Source organism: Micromonospora sp. IBHARD003 (genome assembly GCF_056106285.1).
In genome coordinates this window covers 1,576,189-1,597,976 of record NZ_JBWBBX010000001.1, presented here as the reverse complement: position 1 = coordinate 1,597,976, position 21,788 = coordinate 1,576,189, and the positions used below count along the sequence as shown (strand labels likewise).

Below are 21,788 nucleotides of genomic sequence, written 5' to 3'. Positions count from 1 at the left end.
TCCTCGTCAGCTCTCGTCGTGCTCGAGCCAGCCCATGGTCCGCTGCACGGCCTTGAGCCAGTCCTTGTACTCCCTGTCGCGCTTCGCAGGGTCCATGTGGGGGGTCCACTCGGCGGCCCGGCGCCAGTTGGCGCGCAGGGCGTCGGTGTTCGGCCAGAAGCCGACGGCCAGGCCGGCGGCGTAGGCCGCGCCGAGGCAGGTCGTCTCGGCCACCATCGGGCGCACCACCGGTGCGTCGAGGAAGTCCGCGAGCGTCTGCATCAGCAGGTTGTTGGAGGTCATTCCGCCGTCGACCTTGAGCGAGGTCAGTTCGACACCGGAGTCCTTGGTCATGGCGTCGGTGATCTCGCGGGTCTGCCAGGCGGTGGCCTCGAGAACGGCGCGCGCGATGTGCGCCTTGGTGACGTAACGGGTAAGGCCGGCGATCACACCGCGGGCGTCGGAGCGCCAGTACGGGGCGAAGAGTCCGGAGAACGCCGGCACGAAGTAGGCGCCGCCGTTGTCCTCGACCGAGGACGCGAGCGTCTCGATCTCGGCCGCGGAATTGATCAGACCCATCTGGTCACGCATCCACTGCACGAGCGACCCGGTGACGGCGATGGAGCCCTCGAGCGAGTACACCGGCGCCTGGTCGCCGATCTTGTAGCCGACGGTGGTGATCAGGCCGGAGTAGGAGTTGATGATCTTGCTGCCGGTGTTCATCAGCAGGAAGGTGCCGGTGCCGTAGGTGGACTTCGCCTCACCCTCGGCGAAACAGGTCTGGCCGAAGAGGGCCGCCTGCTGGTCGCCGAGCGCCGAGGCGACCGGAACGCCGTCCAGTACGCCGCCCTTGACATGGCCGTACACCTCGGCGGACGAGCGGATCTCCGGCAGCACCTCCATGGGGACCTCCATGGACTGGGCGATCTTCTCGTCCCACTCCATGGTGTGGAGGTTCATCAGCATGGTGCGCGAGGCGTTGGTGACGTCGGTGACGTGGTGACCGCCGTCGACACCGCCGGTGAGGTTCCAGATGACCCAGGAGTCCATGGTCCCGAAGAGGATCTCGCCGCGCTCGGCGCGCTCGCGCAGGCCGGGAACGTTGTCCAGCAGCCAGCGGACCTTGGGGCCGGAGAAGTAGCTCGCCAGCGGAAGACCGGTCTCACGGCGGAAACGGTCCTGACCGACATTGCGGCCGAGCTCCCTGCAGAGCGCGTCGGTGCGGGTGTCCTGCCAGACGAGGGCGTTGTGGACGGGCTCGCCCGTGTTCTTGTCCCACAGCAGCGTGGTCTCACGCTGGTTGGTGATGCCGATGGCCTTCACGTCGGCGGCGGAGATGCCGCCCTTCTCGATCGCGCCGGCGACGACCTCCTGGACGTTGGTCCAGATCTCTGCGGCGTTGTGCTCGACCCAGCCCGGCTTCGGGAAGATCTGCTCGTGCTCCTTCTGGTCGACCGAGACGATCCGGCCGTCCTTGTCGAAGACGATGCAGCGGGAGGAGGTGGTGCCCTGGTCGATGGCCGCGATGAACGGGCCGGCGGTGTGTGCGTCGGTCACGGTCTACTCCTGGAAATCTGAGGGAAGGACGTAGGGCTCACGCGAATGCGATGTTGTAGATACCCGCGGCGATGGCCGAACCGATCAGCGGACCGACGACGGGGATCCAGGCGTACCCCCAGTCGGAGCCACCCTTGTTCGGCAGGGGCAGCAGTGCGTGGACGATGCGCGGACCCAGGTCGCGGGCGGGGTTGATGGCGTAACCGGTCGGTCCACCGAGGGACAGACCGATACCGACGACCACCAGGGCGACCATCAGACCGCCGACGACGTTGAGGCCCTTACCGTCGTTGTTTAGGCCCTGGGTGAGGACGGCGAGCACCAGCACCATGGTGCCGATGATCTCGGTGACGAGGTTCTGCCAGGCGACACGGATCTCCGGGCCGGTGGAGAAGATACCGAGCACGGGGCCGGCCTTCGGGGCGGCCTCCTCGGTGACCAGGCCCTCCTCGTGCGGCGGCGACTTGATGATCTCGGGGTCCGTCAGATGGGCCTTGAACTGGCCGTAGTACGCGAGCCAGGCCACGAAAGCACCGAGCATGGCACCGACGAGCTGGCCAGCCCAGTAGACCCAGACCTGGCTCCAGTCACCGCTCGTGATCGCGATGCCCAGGGTGACCGCCGGGTTGAGATGCGCGGCGGACAGCGGAGCCGAGATGTAGACCGCGGTAAGGACTGCGAAGCCCCACCCGAAGGTGATGGCGACCCAGCCGGCGTTTTGCGCCTTGGAGCGCTTGAGTACGACGGCGGCGACAACGCCGGCGCCGAGCAGGATGAGAACGGCGGTACCGATGATCTCGCCGATGAAGATGTCGGAGCTGGACACCCGCGACTCCTTTGTCCTTCGTCCAGGGCAAGGCGAACCGACGGGTCCCTCCGCGGTTCGCGCCCTCGGGGATGAGAGCGATTACCGGCCCTTGGCGTTGCCACACCTTAGCGTGTATTGCCGGTAGGTGTTCGACAATGCCGACCGATGAACGGCAGTTTTGCTTCGCGGTGAACGGGACGTCAAGGGTTGTGTGGCCGAAAACCCGATCGTTATCGATGATGCGCCCGAACGATCAGAAGCGCCTGGTGTACGCCTTCGTGGCGGCCCAGGTGGCGGTGGGCGGGGCCGTTCGGGCGCGATCTCGTCCGATCCCGGCACCCGATGCATTTCGGCCATGCGCTGCACCGGGCTGCCGTCAGGCGCCGCGGTCCGGCGGCCGCTCGCATGCCGCCGTCGCACCCCGGGTCGCCCGTACGCGCCATTGGCCGGCCACCGGCCACGCGTCGACGCCCGGCGGCCCAGTCGTCACGGCAAGGGCCTGACCAGGCGCCGCCAGGTCCAGTCCGGGCGCAGGGCATGCGCCCGGACTGCCCCCCTTGTCCCGCGCTTGTGCCGGTGCCGGTTGGCCTCGTTGCCCCGGTCAGAACCGTCCGGCGCCCAGGTCGCGGGAGACGGCGCGCGCGCAGTCACGTACCGCGGCGACCAGCTCGGAGCGCAGCTCGGCCCCGTTGCACACCCGCTCCACGGCGCCCGTGATGGCCACCGCGCCGACCGGCATCCTGCGCCGGTCGTGGATGGGCGCGGCCACCGCGGCGACGCCCTCCCAGGTCTCCTCCACGTCGGCGGCCCAGCCCCGCGCCCGCGTCAGCTCCAGCAGGCCCTCGAACTCCCGCAGCTCCGTCACCGTCCGCGGCGTGAACGCCATGCGGTCGACCTCCAGCGCCTCGCTGTGCGCCACGGGGTCGAACGCGACCAGTACCTTGCCCAGGGCCGTGGAGTGCAGGGGCTGCATCGCGCCGACCTCCAGCACCTGCCGGCTGTCGTCGGGCCGGAAGACGTGGTGGACGATGAGCACGCCGTGCTGGTGCAGCACCCCCAGATGGACGCTCTCGCCGCTGGAACGGGCCAGGTCGTCCGTCCAGACCAGCGCCCGGGCCCGCAGTTCGTGCACATCCAGATAGCTGTTGCCGAGCCTCAGCAGTTCCGCCCCCAGCTGGTAGCGGCCGGACGCGTCGTCCTGTTCGACGAAGCCCTCCGCCTGCAGCGTGCGGAGGATGCCGTGCGCGGTGCCCTTGGCCAGACCGAGGGACGAGGCGATGTCGGACAGTCCGAGCCGGCGCTCCCCGCCCGCGAGCAGTCGCAGCATGGCCGCCGCCCGTTCAAGCGACTGGATGTTCTTCGCCATCGCCCGGCCTTTCTCCCCATGGTTCGACAATGCTGAACACTATCGGTCGATGCCGAATCGGCGTTACCGCGAGGACAGTCTGTCAAGACCGAGTGGTTCCGGACATCACGGGGTCGTCACCCGGTCGCCTGGGAGGACGTGCCGTCCAACGGCTGGGACGGAACTCCGCGAAAGGTCACTCCCGGCTAGGCTGGCCGGGTGTGCCTCCCCCGAGGAGCCGCAAAGCCGACAGCCGTCGCATCCCAGGGAGCAATCCATGGCCTCGTTGCCGACCCTTTCCGCCGACAGCCCGACGTCCCCCCGTGGGGGAGCCTCGGCTGCCCACCGGACCAGGGCAGACGCCCTCCGCAAGGCTCTCGCCACCCGGGTGGTGGTGGCCGACGGGGCGATGGGCACCATGCTCCAGGCGCAGGACCCCACGCTCGAGGACTTCCAGGACCTCGAGGGCTGCAACGAGATCCTGAACGTCACCCGCCCGGACATCGTCCGCTCGGTGCACGCCGCCTACTTCGACGTCGGGGTCGACTGCGTCGAGACCAACACCTTCGGTACCAACTACGCCGCGCTGGGGGAGTACGAGATCTCCGAGCGGGTCTACGAGCTGTCCGAGGCCGGTGCCCGCATCGCCAGGGAGGTGGCCGACGAGTACACGGCGGCCACCGGGCAGCAGCGCTGGGTGCTCGGCTCGATGGGCCCCGGCACCAAGCTGCCGACGCTCGGCCACGCCTCGTACACCACCCTGCGCGACGCCTACCAGCAGAACGCCGAGGGCATGATCGCCGGCGGCGCCGACGCGCTGCTCGTCGAGACCACCCAGGACCTCCTCCAGACCAAGGCCGCCATCCTCGGCGCCCGCCGCGCCCTGGAGACCGCCGGGATCAGCCTCCCGCTGATCTGCTCGGTCACCGTCGAGACCACGGGCACGATGCTGCTCGGCTCCGAGATCGGAGCCGCCCTGACGGCGCTGGAGCCCCTCGGTATCGACATGATCGGGCTGAACTGCGCCACCGGTCCGGCCGAGATGAGCGAGCACCTGCGCTATCTCGCCCGCCACTCGCGCGTCCCGCTGTCCTGTATGCCGAACGCCGGTCTGCCCGTACTCGGCAAGGACGGCGCCCACTATCCCCTGACCGCGGCCGAGCTCGCCGACGCCCAGGAGACCTTCGTCGGCGAGTACGGACTGTCCCTGGTCGGCGGCTGCTGCGGCACGACCCCCGAGCATCTGCGCCAGGTCGTCGAGCGGGTGCGCGACCTCGCCCCGGCGCCGCGCGAGCCCCGCCCGGAGCCCGGCGCCGCCTCCCTCTACCAGACCGTGCCGTTCCGCCAGGACACCTCGTACCTCGCCATCGGCGAGCGGACGAACGCCAACGGTTCCAAGAAGTTCCGCGAGGCCATGCTGGACGGCCGCTGGGACGACTGTGTGGAGATGGCCCGCGACCAGATCCGCGAAGGCGCCCACATGCTCGACCTGTGCGTCGACTACGTCGGCCGTGACGGCGTCGCCGACATGGAGGAACTGGCCGGCCGCTTCGCCACCGCGTCCACCCTCCCGATCGTCCTCGACTCCACCGAGGTCGACGTCCTCCGTGCCGGCCTGGAGAAGATCGGTGGGCGCGCCGTCATCAACTCCGTCAACTACGAGGACGGCGACGGACCCGAGTCGCGCTTCGCGAAGGTCACCCGGCTGGCGCAGGAACACGGCGCGGCCCTCATCGCGCTCACCATCGACGAGGTGGGCCAGGCCCGCACCGCCGAGAAGAAGGTGGAGATCGCCGAGCGGCTCATCACGGACCTCACCGCCAACTGGGGCATCCAGGAGTCGGACATCCTCGTCGACACACTGACCTTCACCATCTGCACCGGCCAGGAGGAGTCCCGCAAGGACGGCATCGCCACCATCGAGGCGATCCGCGAACTCAAGCGGCGCCACCCGGACGTCCAGACCACCCTGGGCTTGTCCAACATCTCCTTCGGTCTGAACCCTGCCGCCCGGATCCTGCTGAACTCCGTGTTCCTCGACGAGTGCGTCAAGGCCGGACTGGACTCCGCGATCGTGCACGCCTCGAAGATCCTGCCCATCGCCCGGTTCGACGAGGAACAGGTCGGCACCGCCCTCGACCTGATCCACGACCGGCGGGCCGAGGGCTACGACCCGCTCCAGAAGCTGATGGAGCTGTTCGAGGGGGCCACCGCCAAGTCGCTGAAGGCGGGCAAGGCCGAGGAGCTGGCCGCGCTTCCGCTGGAGGAGCGGCTCAAGCGGCGCATCATCGACGGCGAGCGCAATGGTCTCGAAGCCGACCTGGAAGCGGCACTGGCGGAGCGGCCCGCCCTCGAGATCGTCAACGAGACCCTGCTGGACGGCATGAAGGTGGTCGGCGAACTCTTCGGCTCCGGCCAGATGCAGCTGCCGTTCGTGCTCCAGTCGGCCGAGGTGATGAAGGCCGCGGTGGCGTATCTCGAGCCGCACATGGAGAAGTCGGACGCGCAGGGCAAGGGCACCATCGTGCTGGCCACCGTCCGCGGCGACGTGCACGACATCGGCAAGAACCTCGTGGACATCATCCTGTCCAACAACGGCTACAACGTCGTCAACCTCGGCATCAAGCAGCCCGTCTCCGCGATCCTGGAGGCCGCCGAGGAGCACAAGGCCGACGTCATCGGCATGTCCGGACTCCTGGTGAAGTCCACCGTGATCATGAAGGAGAACCTGGAGGAGCTGAACCAGCGCAAGCTGGCGGCCGAGTACCCGGTGATCCTCGGTGGCGCCGCCCTCACCCGGGCCTATGTGGAGCAGGACCTCCACGAGATCTACGAGGGCGAGGTGCGCTATGCCCGCGACGCCTTCGAGGGCCTGCGGCTGATGGACGCCCTGGTCGCGGTCAAGCGGGGCGTCCCGGGCGCCGCACTGCCCGAGCTCAGGCAGCGCCGGGTGCGGGCCACCGCGTCCGCGGTGGCCGAGGACGCCGTCCACGAGGGCCCCGAGGGTTCCGTGCGCTCCGACGTGGCGACCGACAACCGCGTCCCCGAGCCGCCGTTCTGGGGCACCCGGGTGATCAAGGGCATCCAGCTCAAGGAGTACGCCTCCTGGCTCGACGAGGGCGCGCTGTTCAAGGGCCAGTGGGGGCTCAAGCAGGCCCGCACGGGCGGCGGCCCGGGCTACGAGGAGCTCGTCGAGACCGAGGGGCGCCCGAGGCTGCGCGGCTGGCTCGACCAGCTGCACACCCAGAACATGCTGGAAGCGGCCGTGGTCTACGGCTACTTCCCCTGTGTGTCCAAGGGCGACGACCTGATCATCCTGGGCGAGGACGGCTCCGAGCGCACCCGCTTCACCTTCCCGCGGCAGCGGCGCGGAAGGCGGCTGTGTCTGGCCGACTTCTTCCGGCCGGAGGACTCCGGCGAGACCGACGTGGTCGGCCTCCAGGTCGTCACCGTGGGCTCCCGGATCGGTGAGGCCACGTCGAAGCTCTTCGCCTCCGACTCCTACCGCGACTACCTCGAACTGCACGGGCTGTCCGTCCAGTTGGCCGAGGCGCTGGCGGAGTACTGGCACGCCCGGGTCCGCGGCGAGCTCGGCTTCGGCGGTGAGGACCCGGCGGACATCGAGGACATGTTCGCGCTCAGGTACCGCGGAGCACGTTTCTCCCTCGGCTACGGGGCCTGCCCCGACCTCGAGGACCGGGCGAAGATCGCCGACCTGCTCGAGCCCGAGCGGATCGGGGTGAAGCTCTCCGAGGAGTTCCAGCTCCATCCGGAGCAGTCGACCGACGCGATCGTGATCCACCACCCCGAGGCGAAGTACTTCAACGCCCGCTGAGACGCCCGCCGTCATGCCCGCCGGGACGGGCTGACCCTGCGGGTGCGTCCGGGCACGCTCGGTCATGGCGGGGATTCCGGGTGCGCCCCGTGAGTTTCGGCCGCGCACACCGGTCACTCACGACGTACACTGGTCGGTCCAGTGCAGGCCGGTCGCCCTCCCTCACCGGGAAGGCGGCCGGCCTTCTCGTCCCTCTCGGAGGTGTGCCGATGACCAGCACGGTCCCCGCGTCCTCGACGCGCACGGGTGAGGGCTCCGTCCCCGGGCTCGTCCGGGGCTCCGCCCCCGCCCTGCAAGCCGTGTTCCTCGACATGGACGGCACTCTGGTGGACACGGAGGGCTTCTGGTGGGACGCCGAGGTGGAGGTCTTCGCCGACCTCGGCCACGAGCTGGACGCAGCCTGGCGGGACATCGTGGTGGGCGGCCCCATGACCCGCAGCGCGGGCTATCTCATCGAGGCGACCGGCGCGGACATCACCCTCGCGGAGCTGACCGTGCTGCTCAACGAACGCTTCGAGGACCGCATCTCCCTCGGAGTGCCGCTGATGCCGGGCGCCGAGCGGCTACTCGCCGAACTCGCCGCGCACAACGTCCCCACCGCCCTGGTCTCCGCCTCGCACCGGCGCATCATCGACCGGGTGCTGGCCTCGCTGGGCCGTGACCGCTTCGCGCTCACCGTCGCGGGCGACGAGGTCTCGCGTACGAAGCCGCACCCCGACCCCTATCTCCTGGCCGCCCGCGGCCTGGGGGCCGAACCGGCGAGATGCGCCGTCATCGAGGACACCGCCACGGGTGTCGCCGCGGCCGAGGCCGCCGGCTGCCGGGTGGTCGCGGTTCCGTCCGTGGCGCCCATCGCACCGGCCGACGGCCGGGTGGTGGTGACCTCGCTCGAGGAGGTCGACCTGTCCTTCCTGCGTACCCTGATCACCCGAATGAACTAAGGCGTACACCCACCGTTGCCTTCAAAAGATGCGGAAACTCTGGGCATCTACCCGTGTATTTTCCGTAACCCCCCGAGGGCGTGACGTTCGTCACGCGGGATCGGTGCCTCGGGGGTTGGCCATGCGGACAAGGGTCCGTTCGGGCGGCCGGGGTGGTGCCCTTGTGTCCGAGTTTGAATCCGTAATGCCCTAATCATCCCGCTGCATGGATATCGATGCGGCGCCATTTCTGCTCACCGGGCGACGCCGTCCCAACTCCGGTTCGGTCCTGCGCTCGTGACACCGCCGACTAATCTCGACGCGAGAACTTCGCCGCACACCGGCCTGTGTCAAGGGCGACACCCCGAAGCCCGTGTCGCAGGCCTGATCGTGCTGTGCCCTGCCCGATCGCCCCCGCCCCGACCGGGCGGCCGCGGCGGAGTGTCCCGTAATCGCTGTATCCCAGTGTGGGATGAGGGAGAGAACGTCCAGGATGAACCGCAAGACTCTGGTGCTGCCGGCCGTAGTGGGCCTGCTCACTTCCCTGCTCGCCGCCTGCGGAAACGTCAGCGGGGGAGCGAGCAAGGGGGACGCCATTGTCGTGGGAACCACGGACCAGTTCGTCGCCGGCAGTGACGCACCGGCGCCCTTCGACCCCGCCTACGCCTACGACACCGGAGCCTGGAACGTGCTCCGCCAGACCCTCCAGACGCTGATGCACGTCCCGCGCGGCGGCGGTGCGCCAGTGCCGGAGGCGGCCTCCAGGTGTGCCTTCACGGACACCGCGAGCGAGAGCTACCGCTGCACACTCCGTGACGATCTCCAGTTCTCCGACGGCAAGCCCGTCACCGCCGAGGACGTGAAGTTCTCCATCGAGCGGGTCCTGGCCATCAAGGCCGACAGCGGTGCAGCCGGTCTGCTCGCCAACATCGACACCATCGACGTCAAGGGCGACAAGGAACTCGTCTTCCACCTCGGCACCCCGGACGCGACCTTCCCCTACAAGCTCTCGACGCCCGTCGCCGGCATCGTCAGCCGTGAGGCCTACGACGGCCACAAGCTGCGGGAGGGGTTCGACGTCAGCGGATCCGGCCCGTACACCCTCGCGGCCCAGACCGACGGCGAGAAGCTCGTCAGCGCCGTCTTCACCAGGAACCCCCACTACAAGGGCGATCTGAAGCTCCGCAACGACAAGGTCGAGCTGCGCTCCTTCCCCGACGCCGAGAGCATGGGGAGCGCTCTGCGATCCGGCGGCGTCGACATGATGGCCCGGACCCTGGCGCCGGAGCAGATCGCCGAACTCCAGTCGCCCCAGGACGACGTCTCGCTCACCGAGATGCCCGGCCTGGAGATCCGCTACCTCGGCTTCAACACCAAGGCCCCGTCCGTGAAGGACAGGGCGGTCCGCCGGGCCATGGCCGCCGTCGTCGACCGCGGACAGATCGCGAGCAAGGTCTACGGCGCGACCGCCGAGCCGCTCTACTCGCTGATCCCGTCGTCCGTCGTCGGCCACGTCAACTCGTTCTACAACATGTACGGCGAGCCGAGCCGCAGCAAGGCCGCCGGCTACCTCCGCGACGCCGGAATCGCCACCCCGGTCAAGCTCACCCTGCACTACACGACCGACCACTACGGCCCCGGTACGGCCAAGGAGTTCGCGGCGCTGCGCGACCAGCTCAACGCCACCAAGCTCTTCGACATCACCGTCCAGGGTGCCGAGTGGTCGAAGTTCCGGACCGCTCAGCAGCGCGGTGAGTACGCGGTCTACGGCCTCGGCTGGTTCCCCGACTTCCCTGACCCGGACAACTACATCGCCCCGTTCCTGGACAAGGACAACTTCCTCAACACCCCCTATGTGAGCACCGTGGCCCGCCGCGAACTCATCCCCGCGTCGCGCCGCGAGGCCGACCGCAACGCCGCGTCCGCGTCCTTCGCGAAGCTGCAGGACATCGTGGCCGCAGATGTGCCCGTGCTGCCGTTGTGGCAGGGCAAGCAGTACGTCGCAGCACGGTCGGGAGTCACCGGCGTCGAGTGGACGCTGAACTCCTCGTCCGACCTCCAGCTGTGGGAGCTCGCGCGCGACGACGCCTGATCTTCACCATCGAGCCGCGAACGTCGCGGCCGGCATTCGAGAGCAAGAGGCAAGGTTCTGTGAAGGCAAGAAACATCAAGAGGACGGCCCCGGTTGCCGCGGGGCTCTCCGCCGTCCTGCTCGCGGGTTGCGGCGTCGGGACGGACGACAGCGCGTCGGGCGAGGGCGGCCGGATCGTCGTCGGTATGTCCGACGAGATCCTGGCCACCGACCCGGCCGATGGTTACGACCCGGGCTCGTGGGTGCTGTTCAACAACGTCTTCCAGTCCCTGCTGGCCTTCCCCAAGGGCGGCACCACTCCCGAGCCCGACGCGGCCGAGAAGTGCGGTTTCAAGGGCGGCGCCAGCACCGTCTACAGCTGCACGCTGCGCGACGGCCTCAAGTTCAGCAACGGCAACCCCCTGACCTCGGAGGACGTGAAGTTCTCCTTCGAGCGCACGATCAAGATCGCCAGTGACTCCGGTCCGGGTCCGCTGCTGGCCACGATCGACCGCATCGAGACCCCCGACGAGCGGACGGTCGTCTTCCGGCTCAAGAGCCCCGACGCCACCTTCCCCAGCAAGATCGCCTCCGGCGCGGGATCGATCGTCGACCACCGCGAGTACGACGCCGGCTCGCTGCGCACCGACGGCAAGGCGGTCGGCTCCGGCCCGTACAAGCTCGACTCCTTCAACGACAACGAAGGCGTCTTCTCGGTCAACTCCGAGTACAAGGGCCATGCGTCCGCGCGCAACGGCGGGGTCACCATGTCCTTCTTCCACGGCGACCAGAAGAAGCTCGCCACCGCCCTGAAGGAGGGCAAGGTCGATGTGGCCTACCGAGGCCTCACCGCCCAGGACATCACCGCGCTCAAGGGCTCCGAAAAGCAGCAGATATCGGTCATCGAGGGCGACAGCGCCGAGGTGCAGCACCTGGTCTTCAATGTGAAGCACCCGGTCGCGGGCAAGCTCGCTGTGCGCCAGGCCTTCGCCTACCTCGTGGACCGGGACGCGCTCGTGCGTGACGCCTACGACGCCACCGCGGCGGAGCCCCTGTACTCGATCATCCCGGCCGGTATCGCCGGACACAACACCGCCTACTTCGACCGCTACGGCGAGCGCCCGCAGCCCGACAAGGCCCGCCAGGCGCTGCGGGGGGCCGGCATCAGCAGCAAGGTGGAGATCACACTCTGGTCCACCCACAGCCGCTTCGGCCCGGCAACGGACCATGCGCTGCAGGCCATCGCCAAGCAGCTCAACAGCAGCGGTCTGTTCAAGGCCGACGTCAAGTCCGTCGAACTCGAGCAGTACGACAAGGACATCAAGGCCGGCAAGTACGGCGTGTACGTCAGGGGCTGGGTGCCCGACTACCCGGACCCCGACAACTTCACCCAGCCGTTCTTCGGGCCCGGCAACGTCCTCGACAACAACTACGAGAACAAGCAGATCACCGGGAAGATCATTCCGGCCACGTCGGCCATGACGGACCGCGCCGCGACCGAGAAGATGTTCGGCGAGCTGCAGAACAAGGTCGCCGAGGACGTCCCGCTGCTGCCGCTGTGGCAGGGCAAGCAGTACGCCGTCGCCCACGGCAACATCACCGGCCTCGAGTGGACGCTCGACCCCTCGACGGTCTTCCGCTTCTGGGAGATCAAGAAGGGCTGACACGGCAAACGGCAGGGGCCCGGTCGCACCGACCGGGCCCCTGCCGCACAGCCGGACGACTACTGGGCGCCGGGACGCACCAAGCCGCTCTCGTACGCGTACACCGCGGCCTGTACCCGGTCCCGCAGCCCCAGCTTCGTCAGCACATGGCCCACATGGGTCTTGACCGTCGTCTCACTGACGAACAGATCCGCGGCGATCTCCGCGTTCGACAGGCCACGCGCGACCAGCTTGAGCACCTCGACCTCGCGCTCGGTCAGTGTGTGCAGGGTGTCCGGCACCGACTCCTCGCCGGACGGCAGATGTCCCGCGTACTTGTCCAGCAGCCGACGGGTGATGCTCGGCGCGAGCATCGCCTCGCCCGCCGCGACCACCCGGATCGCCTGCACCAGCTCGTTCGCGGGCGCGTCCTTCAGCAGAAAGCCGCTCGCCCCGGCCCTCAGCGCCTCCACCACGTACTCGTCAAGATCGAACGTGGTCAGCACCAGCACCTTCGCCGGGCCGTCCCGCCCCGGACCGGTGATCTGCCGGGTGGCCTCCACCCCGTCCATCCGCGGCATACGGATGTCCATCAGCACCACATCGGGCTGCAGCGCCCGCACCTGGTCCAGGGCCTGCAGACCGTCGCCGGCCTCACCGACCACCGCGATGTCCTGTTCCGCCTCCAGGATCATCCGGAAGCCGGTGCGCAGCAGCGGTTGATCATCGACCAGTAGGACGCGGATAGCCACGGGATCTCCTTCGCTAGACCCGCCCCATTCTGCCCTGACCGCGGTACCGGAACGTCGCCGGGCGCCCCCGTCTGCCCCGGACTGCACCGCATGTCCCGCGGACGCGCACATTCCGCGGAGCACGCTCCCGGAGCGTCACCGCCAGGCACATTCCGGCCACGTTCAGGGGGAGGGCTGCGGAGGCACCAGAGGCAAGGGATACACGGGAGGCGTACCGCCGAACTCCGGGCACACCGACTGGTGGTCGCACCAGCCGCAGAGCTTCGACGGGCGCGGGCGCCAGTCGCCGCTCTGCGTGGCCCGGACGATCGCTTCCCAGAGCGCCAGCAGCTTGCGCTCCACCCGCTCCAGATCCGCCGCGACCGGGTCGTAGGTGAGGACCTCGCCGCTGCCCAGATAGACGAGCTGAAGCCGCCGGGGCACGACCCCCTTCAGCCGCCAGACCACCAGGGCGTAGAACTTCATCTGGAACAGCGCGCCCTCGCTGTACTCCGGCCGCGGCGCCTTGCCCGTCTTGTAGTCGACGATCCGCACCTCTCCCGTGGGCGCCACGTCGACCCGGTCGATGACCCCCCGCAGCCGCAGGCCCGACTCCAGCTCCGCCTCGACGAACAGCTCGCGCTCGGCAGGCTCGAGCCGCGTCGGGTCCTCCAGCGAGAACCAGCGTTCCACCAGCTGCTCCGCTTCCGACATCCAGCGAGCCAGCCGCTCGCCGTCAGGATCGTCGGCGAACAGCCCGCCGAGCTCGGGCCGTGACTCCAGCAGCCGGTCCCACTGCCCCGGGATCAGCGACTTCGCCCGCGGTGGGGTGCGGTCCACGGCCGGAGCGTCGAACAGCCGCTCAAGCACGGCATGCACGAGGGTCCCCCGGGTAGCCGCCTCGCTGGGCTTCTCCGGGAGCTTGTCGATCACCCGGAAGCGGTACAGCAGCGGGCACTGCATGAAGTCGCTCGCCCGCGACGGCGACAGCGACATCGGCGGCCGGCTCTCGGGCACCGACGGCCCGGTCTCCGGCGGCGACGGGTGACCGTCCGCCGTCGGCGGCTGGTCCTCGAGGACGGGCGGAGGGCCCTGCGGAGCAGGCGGGAGCCCTTCCGGGACGGGCGGCTGACTCGTACTCATGACCACGACCCTACGACCCGCCACTGACAGCGAGCGGCATACCATCGACGGCAGACCTTCTCGCACAGCATGATCGGGCGAGCGACCGCAACGAAGGGGACCCGTGAACAAGGACGACGAGAGCGGCGAGCACACGCGGCCGCAGTCCGGCACGGGGAAAGCGGACCCCGACACCACAGGGCGGCGGCGTCCGGAAGAGCCCGGTGGCGGCATCCTCATGGGCCGCCTCTTCGGCGTGCCCGTATACGTCGCCCCCAGCTGGTTCCTGGTGGCCGCCCTCATCACCTGGGTCTTCGGCGGCCAACTGGACCGGGTCCTGCCCGAACTGGGCGGCGCCCGCTATCTCGTCTCGCTGTTCTTCGCCGTCGCCTTCTACGCCTCGGTGCTCGTCCACGAGCTGGCCCACACGATCGTCGCGCTGCGCTACAAGCTGCCGGTGCGCCGCATCCAGCTCCAGTTCTTCGGAGGCGTCTCGGAGATCGAGAAGGAGTCCGAGACACCCGGCCGTGAATTCCTCCTCGCCTTCGTCGGTCCGCTGCTCTCGCTGGCACTCGCCGGACTCTTCTACGCCGGAGTACGGGCCGTGGAGCCCGGCACCGTCCCGGGGGTGCTCCTCGCCGGACTGATGATCTCGAACCTGATCGTCGCCGCCTTCAACCTGCTGCCGGGGCTTCCCCTGGACGGCGGCCGGATGCTGCGCGCGGTCGTCTGGAAGATCACCGGAAAGCCGATGAGCGGCACGGTCGCCGCCGCCTGGGTCGGCCGGGCGCTCGCCGTCGCGGTGCTGATCGGCCTCCCGCTGCTCACCCACACCGGAGCCCTCGGCAACTCCACCGCGGACATCGGCGGCATGGAGACCGTCACCGACGCCCTGCTCGCCGCGATCCTCGCCGCCATCATCTGGACCGGCGCCGGCAACAGCCTGCGCATGGCCCGGCTGCGCGAGCACCTTCCCGAACTGAGCGCCCGCACCCTCACCCGCCGTGCGGTCCCCGTCGAGTCCGACACCCCACTCTCCGAGGCCCTGCGCCGCGCCAACGAGGCGGGCGCACGCGCCCTCGTGGTGGTCGACGGGCACGGCGACCCGACGGCTCTGGTACGTGAGAGCGCGATCGTCGGCGTACCCCAGCACCGCCGCCCCTGGGTCGCCGTCAGCGGTCTGGCGCAGGAGCTCACCGAGGGCATGAGGGTGCCCGCCGAGCTCGCCGGCGAGGCCCTCCTCGACCGCCTCAGAGCCACCCCCGCCACCGAGTACCTCGTCGTCGAGGAGACCGGCGAGATCTACGGCGTGCTCTCGACGGCGGACGTCGAGCGGGCCTTCGTCAAGGCCATGGCCCGGCCCTCCGGCTGACTCCCGCTCGTCACGGAGCCCGGTCCGTTCCGCCCGGGTGCCCCTGTGGGCCCCAGGGGGGAGAACCGGGCCCAAAACAGCCGGTACTCTGGTCACATGTCCGAACCGACCGGTGCCGCCCGCCGTCGCGGGCCCTTCAAGGTCGGGGACCAGGTCCAGCTCACGGATCCCAAGGGACGCCACTACACGTTCACGCTCGAGGCCGGGAAGAATTTCCACACCCACAAGGGTTCCTTCCCGCACGACGAGTTGATCGGCGCCCCTGAGGGCAGTGTCGTCCGTACCACGGGAAACGTCGCCTACCTCGCGCTGCGCCCCCTGCTCCCCGACTACGTCCTGTCCATGCCCCGCGGCGCCGCCGTGGTCTACCCCAAGGACGCGGGGCAGATCCTGGCGTTCGCCGACATCTTCCCCGGCGCACGCGTCGTCGAGGCGGGTGTGGGCTCCGGCTCGCTGAGCAGCTTCCTGCTCCGGGCCATCGGCGACGAGGGCATGCTGCACTCGTACGAGCGCCGGGAGGACTTCGCGGAGATCGCCAAGGCGAATGTCGAGCGTTACTTCGGGGGCCCCCACCCTGCCTGGACGCTCACCGTCGGCGACCTCCAGGACAACCTCTCGGACGCGGACGTCGACCGCGTCATCCTGGACATGCTCGCCCCCTGGGAGTGCCTGGAGGCCGTCTCCAAGGCGCTCGTCCCCGGCGGCATCCTCTGCTGCTACGTGGCGACGACCACCCAGCTCGCCAGGACCGTGGAGTCCATCCGCGAGATCGGCTGCTACGCCGAGCCGCAGCCCTGGGAGTCCATGATCCGCAACTGGCACGTCGAGGGCCTCGCCGTACGTCCGGACCACCGGATGATCGGCCACACCGGATTCCTCGTCACCGCCCGCCGTCTCGCGGACGGGGTGGAGCCGCCGATGCGCCGCCGGCGCCCCGCCAAGGGTGCCTACGGCGAGGATTACGAAGGCCCCAACAAGGGCTGAATCACCTCACAACGCACGGCTGCCGCCGTCCAGTTCCCGGTTGCCCGGGAGAACTGGACGGCGGCGTCTTTACGTTGGCATTGCCCACCCCCCTGTTCCGGCCCCCTGTGACGTGTGGCACGATGCCTACTCCTCCTGCCGCCGGTTCGTGCCGGCGCAGCCCGTACAGCCCGCACAGGAGACACATCGCGTGCAGACCTCCGCGACGCTTCCGGACCTCGCGCACACCGCCGCCCGCCCGGTGCACTGGCTCGCCACCGCGACGGCGATGGCCGCAGTGGTCGCGGGTGCGGGCCTGCTCCAGCCGGACGCCGCGAAGGCCAACCAGTCCGGCACGGAGGTCGCGACGGCCGCGGCTCCCGTGGCGGCACCGGATCCGGCGCTGGTGGATCTGCCCCTCGAGTGCGGTGCAGCCGGTACGACAGTCGTGAAGAAGGCCGCGGGGGACCTCGACGGCGACGGTGGTCCCGAGACCGCCGTGGTGGGCCGCTGCGAAGCCGGTTCGGGGACCCCGCCGAGCGGCGTCTACGTCATCGCCCGGTCATCGGCCGGTACGCCACGCGTCGTGGCGACCCTGCTCGACCCGGCCGAGCGCCTCAGTGTGTCCGCTTTCACCGTCCGTGACGGAGCCGTCACGGCGACGCTCCTCGGCTATTCCTCACCGGACGTCCCCCGCTGCTGTCCCGACGAGCAGGAGCAGGCCGAATGGCGTTGGCGAGGCGGGAAGTTCGTCGAGTCCCGTAGCACCGCTCCGACTGCGGACGGTGCCTGAACGGTCACCGTCCGTGCGGCGGGATGGCCGGACAGGACACTAGTCGGCGTCGGGCCCGTACACCTCGACCTTGTCCGCAACGCGTCGTACATGGATGCAGTCGCCCGGGCACTCCTTGGCGGAGTCGATGACGTCGGTCAGCAGCGGCAGTGGCACGGGCGTTGTGGCGCCCGGCGCCTGCAGCAGCTCGTCGTCCCCGCCCTTCACGTAGGCCAGTCCGTCGATGTCCAGCTCGAAGACCTCGGGGGCGTACTGCGCGCAGATCCCGTCGCCGGTGCAGAGGTCCTGGTCGATCCAGACTTCGAGAGCCTCGTTCATGTCGCCTGCCGTTCCTGCGCGATGTGCATCAATAGGTGCCAGCCCTGACGGGTGTTGACCGTTCCGACGATACAACCGCCCGCTTTCCGATGTTGATGGGTGGGTATTCCCCTGGCGTGAGGGAGAGCGCAAGGGTGAAGATCGGACACACCCCTTCCGTCTTTGTGATCTAGGGGTTTCAATCACCACCCACCCAGGTAGGGTCAGGAAGCGTCCAGCTCCCCTTGGAGGAGGTGAGGACCGTGGCAGCCCACGACGACGACAACAACCGCGGCTTCCGGCCGGGACGGGGGTCTGACGACCCTGCCGGTCAGGTCGCATATCTCGAGCAGGAGATCGCCGTCCTGCGCCGCAAGCTCGCCGACTCTCCGCGTCATACGAGGATTCTCGAAGAGCGGATCGTCGAGCTGCAGACAAACCTGGCCGGCGTGTCCGCTCAGAACGAACGACTGGCGAACACGCTCCGTGAGGCCCGCGACCAGATCGTGGCCCTCAAGGAGGAGGTCGACCGGCTCGCACAGCCGCCGGCCGGCTTCGGTGTCTTCCTGCAGTCCAACGAGGACGGCACCGCCGACATCTTCACCGGGGGCCGCAAGCTCCGGGTGAACGTCAGCCCCGGCGTCGAGCTCGACGAGCTCAGGCGCGGCCAGGAGGTCATGCTCAACGAGGCGCTCAACGTGGTCGAGGCCATGGAGTTCGAGCGCACCGGGGACATCGTCACCCTCAAGGAGATCCTCGAGGACGGCGAGCGCGCCCTGGTGATCGGGCACACCGACGAGGAACGGGTGGTACGGCTCGCCGAGCCGCTGCTGGACGCCACCATCCGTCCCGGCGACGCCCTGCTGCTCGAGCCCAGGTCCGGCTACGTCTACGAGGTCGTGCCCAAGAGCGAGGTCGAGGAGCTCGTCCTCGAAGAGGTTCCGGACGTCGACTACAACAAGATCGGCGGTCTGGGCAACCAGATCGAGATGATCCGCGACGCGGTCGAGCTTCCGTACCTCTACCCGGACCTGTTCCGGGAGCACGAACTGCGCCCGCCGAAGGGAATCCTGCTCTACGGTCCGCCCGGCTGCGGGAAGACGCTGATCGCCAAGGCGGTCGCCAACTCCCTTGCCAAGAAGGTCGCCGAAGTGACCGGCCAGCCCGCCGGGAAGAGCTACTTCCTCAACATCAAGGGCCCCGAGCTCCTGAACAAGTACGTCGGCGAGACCGAGCGGCACATCCGCCTCGTCTTCCAGCGTGCGCGGGAGAAGGCGAGCGAGGGCACCCCCGTGATCGTCTTCTTCGACGAGATGGAGTCGCTCTTCCGCACCCGCGGCTCCGGCGTCAGCTCGGACGTGGAGAACACCATCGTTCCGCAGCTGCTCGCGGAGATCGACGGTGTGGAGGGCCTCGAGAACGTCATCGTGATCGGCGCCTCGAACCGTGAGGACATGATCGACCCCGCGATCCTGCGGCCCGGCCGGCTCGACGTCAAGATCAAGATCGAGCGTCCGGACGCGGAGGCAGCGAAGGACATCTTCGCGAAGTACCTCACGCCGTCGCTTCCGCTGCACTCGGACGACATCTCCGAGCACACCGGCTCCAAGGAGGCGGCGGTGCAGGGAATGATCCAGTCCGTCGTGGAGCAGATGTACGCCGAATCCGAGGAGAACCGCTTCCTCGAGGTCACGTACGCCAACGGCGACAAGGAAGTCCTGTACTTCAAGGACTTCAATTCCGGCGCCATGATCCAGAACATTGTGGACCGGGCCAAGAAAATGGCCATCAAGGCCTTCCTTGACCAAAACCAGAAGGGCCTGCGGGTCGCTCACCTCCTCCAGGCCTGCGTGGACGAGTTCAAGGAGAACGAGGACCTGCCGAACACCACGAATCCGGACGACTGGGCCCGGATCTCCGGAAAGAAGGGCGAGCGGATCGTGTTCATCCGCACCCTTGTCACAGGAAAGCAGGGCGCGGACACCGGACGCTCCATCGACACGGTGGCGAACACCGGTCAGTACCTGTAAATCGCAGCCCGGCTGCGGATGTCTTTGGCTCGCCCGTGGAAAAACGGGAGAGGACATCCGCAGCCGCCTGCTTTCCCAGGGCCTGCGGACGGGTAATCGCACCACACAGAGCAATGACCGAATTGATCTCCCCACCAGCGCAGAGGCGTTCTAGGCTCGTCGGTACCGCCGAGCCGCGCAGTGCGGGGACGGGCACCGCACACGCACCGGAGACCGAGCGGTACTTGAGCGCCGCCCCCAGACGGGAGCGCCGCCGGGCAAGGAGGGCCGCATGACCGTACGGCGAGTAATGGGCATCGAGACGGAGTACGGGATCTCCGTCCCCGGCCACCCGAACGCCAATGCCATGCTCACCTCGTCCCAGATCGTCAACGCCTACGCGGCGGCGATGCACCGGGCGCGCCGTGCCCGCTGGGACTTCGAGGAGGAGAATCCGCTGCGGGACGCCCGGGGCTTCGACCTCGCACGGGAGGCCGCCGACTCCAGCCAGCTCACGGACGAGGACATCGGCCTGGCGAATGTGATCCTCACCAACGGCGCCAGGCTCTACGTCGACCACGCCCACCCCGAGTACAGCGCCCCCGAGGTCACCAATCCGCGTGACGCCGTGCTCTGGGACAAGGCCGGCGAGCGGATCATGGCCGAGGCCGCCGAGCGGGCCGCCCAGCTGCCCGGCGCCCAGCCGATCCACCTGTACAAGAACAACACCGACAACAAGGGCGCGTCCTACGGAACGCACGAGAACTACCTGATGAAGCGGGAGACCCCGTTCTCGGACATCGTGCGCCACCTCACGCCGTTCTTCGTGTCCCGGCAGGTGGTCACCGGTGCCGGACGGGTGGGAATCGGCCAGGACGGGCACGAGCACGGCTTCCAGATCAGCCAGCGTGCCGACTACTTCGAGGTCGAGGTCGGCCTGGAGACCACGCTCAAGCGGCCGATCATCAACACCAGGGACGAGCCGCACGCGGACGCCGAGAAGTACCGCCGGCTGCATGTGATCATCGGCGACGCGAACCTCTCCGAGATCTCGACGTACCTCAAGCTCGGCACGACCGCGCTGGTGCTGTCCATGATCGAGGACGGCTTCATCACGGTGGACCTGGCCGTCGACCAGCCGGTACGCACCTTGCACCAGGTCTCCCACGACCCGACTCTGCAGCGTCTGATCACTCTGCGCAGCGGCCGCACACTCACCGCGGTCCAGTTGCAGATGGAATATTTCGAGCTCGCCAGGAAGTACGTCGAGGACCGCTTCGGCGTCGACGCCGACGAGCAGACCTCGGACGTCCTGGTCCGCTGGGAGGACACGCTCAACCGGCTCGAGAACGACCCGATGAGCCTGTCCGGGGAGCTGGACTGGATCGCCAAACGGGAGATCCTCGAGGGCTACCGGCGCCGGGACGGCCTGGACTGGGACGCGGCACGGCTGCACCTCGTGGATCTGCAGTACGCCGACGTACGCCCCGAGAAGGGCCTGTACAACCGTCTGGCGGCCCGCGGCAAGATGAAGCGGCTCCTGGACGAGTCGGACGTCGAAAGGGCGGAGAGCAAGCCTCCTGAGGACACCAGGGCGTACTTCCGCGGCCGCTGCCTGGAGCAGTACGCGGACGACGTCGCCGCGGCCTCCTGGGACTCCGTGATCTTCGATCTCCCGGGTCGTGACTCTCTGCAACGAGTGCCTACGCTCGAGCCGCTCAGAGGCACGCGGAACCATGTGAAAGCGCTGCTCGACCGGTGTCGCACCGCCGAGGACCTGGTCCGGGTGCTGTCCGGGGGCTGAAATGGCTTCCGGCCGGGAATCAATGCGGTGACCCCCGGACGTTGAGGAAAGTGCGGGGCCGATGTCGGACCCTGCTTGTAGGGTCTGATCTTGAGTGAGCCAACCAAACGGGCAACCCGAGCGGGGTGAGGGATATGGCGACCAAGGACACCGGCGGCGGGCAGCAGAAGGCCACGCGCTCCACCGAGGAGGTCGAGGAGCAGGCGCAGGACGCGCAGGCCTCCGAAGACCTCAAGGAGCGCCAGGAAAAGCTGTCGGACGATGTCGACTCCGTGCTCGACGAGATCGACGACGTCCTGGAAGAAAACGCCGAGGACTTCGTGCGGTCCTTCGTCCAGAAGGGCGGGGAGTAACTCCCCCTGATCGTGTCGGGGTAGCCCCCGACTGTCCGTCCGTTGCGGCCGGCCCCGAGGCCGGCCGCAACCGGGCGGATGACCGGAGACGGCGCGGGTAAGGTCCGTGCAGAGCATGCAAGATCGGCCCGGCCCCCGTGGCGGGCCGCCGCCAATTCGGAAGGAAACGCGTGGAAGCCAACCCTC

The 21,788-nt window shown here is 68.8% G+C and carries 16 protein-coding genes; 10 read left to right on the top strand and 6 right to left on the bottom strand.

Going from position 1 to position 21,788, the window contains the following annotated elements; genetic code table 11:
- Positions 1-6: 6 nt before the first annotated feature.
- From glpK to ACTWOL_RS07045, 3 genes are all read right to left on the bottom strand, one after another.
- Positions 7-1,536 carry a glycerol kinase GlpK gene (glpK, locus tag ACTWOL_RS07055; RefSeq protein WP_474295452.1) on the bottom strand — a complete coding sequence of 510 codons (1,530 nt, stop codon included), beginning with the start codon at positions 1,534-1,536 and terminating at the stop codon, positions 7-9.
- Positions 1,537-1,573: 37 nt separating this feature from the next.
- Positions 1,574-2,362: an MIP/aquaporin family protein gene (locus ACTWOL_RS07050; RefSeq protein WP_474295450.1), complete on the bottom strand. Its 789-nt coding sequence runs from the start codon at positions 2,360-2,362 to the stop codon at positions 1,574-1,576.
- A gap of 583 nt (positions 2,363-2,945) precedes the next feature.
- Complete coding sequence (locus ACTWOL_RS07045) at positions 2,946-3,710, bottom strand: IclR family transcriptional regulator (RefSeq protein WP_474295448.1); 765 nt, start codon at positions 3,708-3,710, stop codon at positions 2,946-2,948.
- 256 nt (positions 3,711-3,966) lie between these two features.
- Here ACTWOL_RS07045 and metH point away from each other — a divergent pair, with 256 nt between their 5' ends.
- From metH to ACTWOL_RS07025, 4 genes are all read left to right on the top strand, one after another.
- The gene (gene metH / locus ACTWOL_RS07040) at positions 3,967-7,524 is read left to right on the top strand and encodes a methionine synthase (RefSeq protein ID WP_474295446.1); all 3,558 of its coding nucleotides are present in this window, start codon (positions 3,967-3,969) and stop codon (positions 7,522-7,524) included.
- A 209-nt stretch (positions 7,525-7,733) separates the two neighbouring features.
- The gene (locus ACTWOL_RS07035) at positions 7,734-8,465 is read left to right on the top strand and encodes an HAD family hydrolase (RefSeq protein ID WP_474295444.1); all 732 of its coding nucleotides are present in this window, start codon (positions 7,734-7,736) and stop codon (positions 8,463-8,465) included.
- Positions 8,466-8,937: 472 nt separating this feature from the next.
- Positions 8,938-10,536, top strand: coding sequence for an ABC transporter substrate-binding protein (locus ACTWOL_RS07030; protein ID WP_474295442.1), 1,599 nt, complete (start codon positions 8,938-8,940; stop codon positions 10,534-10,536).
- A 59-nt stretch (positions 10,537-10,595) separates the two neighbouring features.
- Positions 10,596-12,179, top strand: a complete 1,584-nt coding sequence (locus ACTWOL_RS07025; RefSeq protein WP_474295440.1) for an ABC transporter substrate-binding protein — start codon at positions 10,596-10,598, stop codon at positions 12,177-12,179.
- Between the two features lie 59 nt (positions 12,180-12,238).
- Here ACTWOL_RS07025 and ACTWOL_RS07020 read toward each other — a convergent pair whose 3' ends face one another.
- Both ACTWOL_RS07020 and ACTWOL_RS07015 read right to left on the bottom strand, forming a co-directional pair.
- Positions 12,239-12,910, bottom strand: coding sequence for a response regulator (locus ACTWOL_RS07020; protein WP_474295438.1), 672 nt, complete (start codon positions 12,908-12,910; stop codon positions 12,239-12,241).
- A gap of 162 nt (positions 12,911-13,072) precedes the next feature.
- Positions 13,073-14,032: a RecB family exonuclease gene (locus tag ACTWOL_RS07015; protein ID WP_474295436.1), complete on the bottom strand. Its 960-nt coding sequence runs from the start codon at positions 14,030-14,032 to the stop codon at positions 13,073-13,075.
- Positions 14,033-14,135: 103 nt separating this feature from the next.
- On the opposite strand from ACTWOL_RS07015, the gene ACTWOL_RS07010 reads away from it, so the two are divergent.
- The 3 genes from ACTWOL_RS07010 (at position 14,136) to ACTWOL_RS07000 (ending at position 17,139) form a co-directional block, all read left to right on the top strand.
- Complete coding sequence (locus ACTWOL_RS07010) at positions 14,136-15,383, top strand: site-2 protease family protein (RefSeq protein ID WP_474295434.1); 1,248 nt, start codon at positions 14,136-14,138, stop codon at positions 15,381-15,383.
- Positions 15,384-15,479: 96 nt separating this feature from the next.
- Entirely contained in the window at positions 15,480-16,367 is an 888-nt protein-coding gene (locus tag ACTWOL_RS07005; RefSeq protein ID WP_387163157.1) for a tRNA (adenine-N1)-methyltransferase, read from the top strand.
- A 190-nt stretch (positions 16,368-16,557) separates the two neighbouring features.
- Positions 16,558-17,139, top strand: a complete 582-nt coding sequence (locus tag ACTWOL_RS07000) for a hypothetical protein (protein ID WP_474295431.1) — start codon at positions 16,558-16,560, stop codon at positions 17,137-17,139.
- A gap of 39 nt (positions 17,140-17,178) precedes the next feature.
- On the opposite strand, the gene ACTWOL_RS06995 is transcribed toward ACTWOL_RS07000, so the two are convergent.
- Entirely contained in the window at positions 17,179-17,457 is a 279-nt protein-coding gene (locus tag ACTWOL_RS06995; RefSeq protein WP_474295429.1) for a ferredoxin, read from the bottom strand.
- Positions 17,458-17,699: 242 nt separating this feature from the next.
- On the opposite strand from ACTWOL_RS06995, the gene arc reads away from it, so the two are divergent.
- The 3 genes from arc to ACTWOL_RS06980 all read left to right on the top strand — a co-directional run bounded on the left by arc (position 17,700) and on the right by ACTWOL_RS06980 (position 21,602).
- A complete protein-coding gene (gene arc, locus ACTWOL_RS06990) occupies positions 17,700-19,466 on the top strand; it encodes a proteasome ATPase (RefSeq protein WP_474295427.1) in 1,767 nt (588 codons plus the stop codon).
- A gap of 271 nt (positions 19,467-19,737) precedes the next feature.
- Positions 19,738-21,249 (top strand): depupylase/deamidase Dop, encoded by a 1,512-nt coding sequence (gene dop, locus ACTWOL_RS06985; protein ID WP_474295425.1) that lies wholly within the window; start codon positions 19,738-19,740, stop codon positions 21,247-21,249.
- A 134-nt stretch (positions 21,250-21,383) separates the two neighbouring features.
- Positions 21,384-21,602, top strand: coding sequence for a ubiquitin-like protein Pup (locus ACTWOL_RS06980; RefSeq protein ID WP_011027899.1), 219 nt, complete (start codon positions 21,384-21,386; stop codon positions 21,600-21,602).
- The last annotated feature ends 186 nt before the right edge of the window (positions 21,603-21,788 follow it).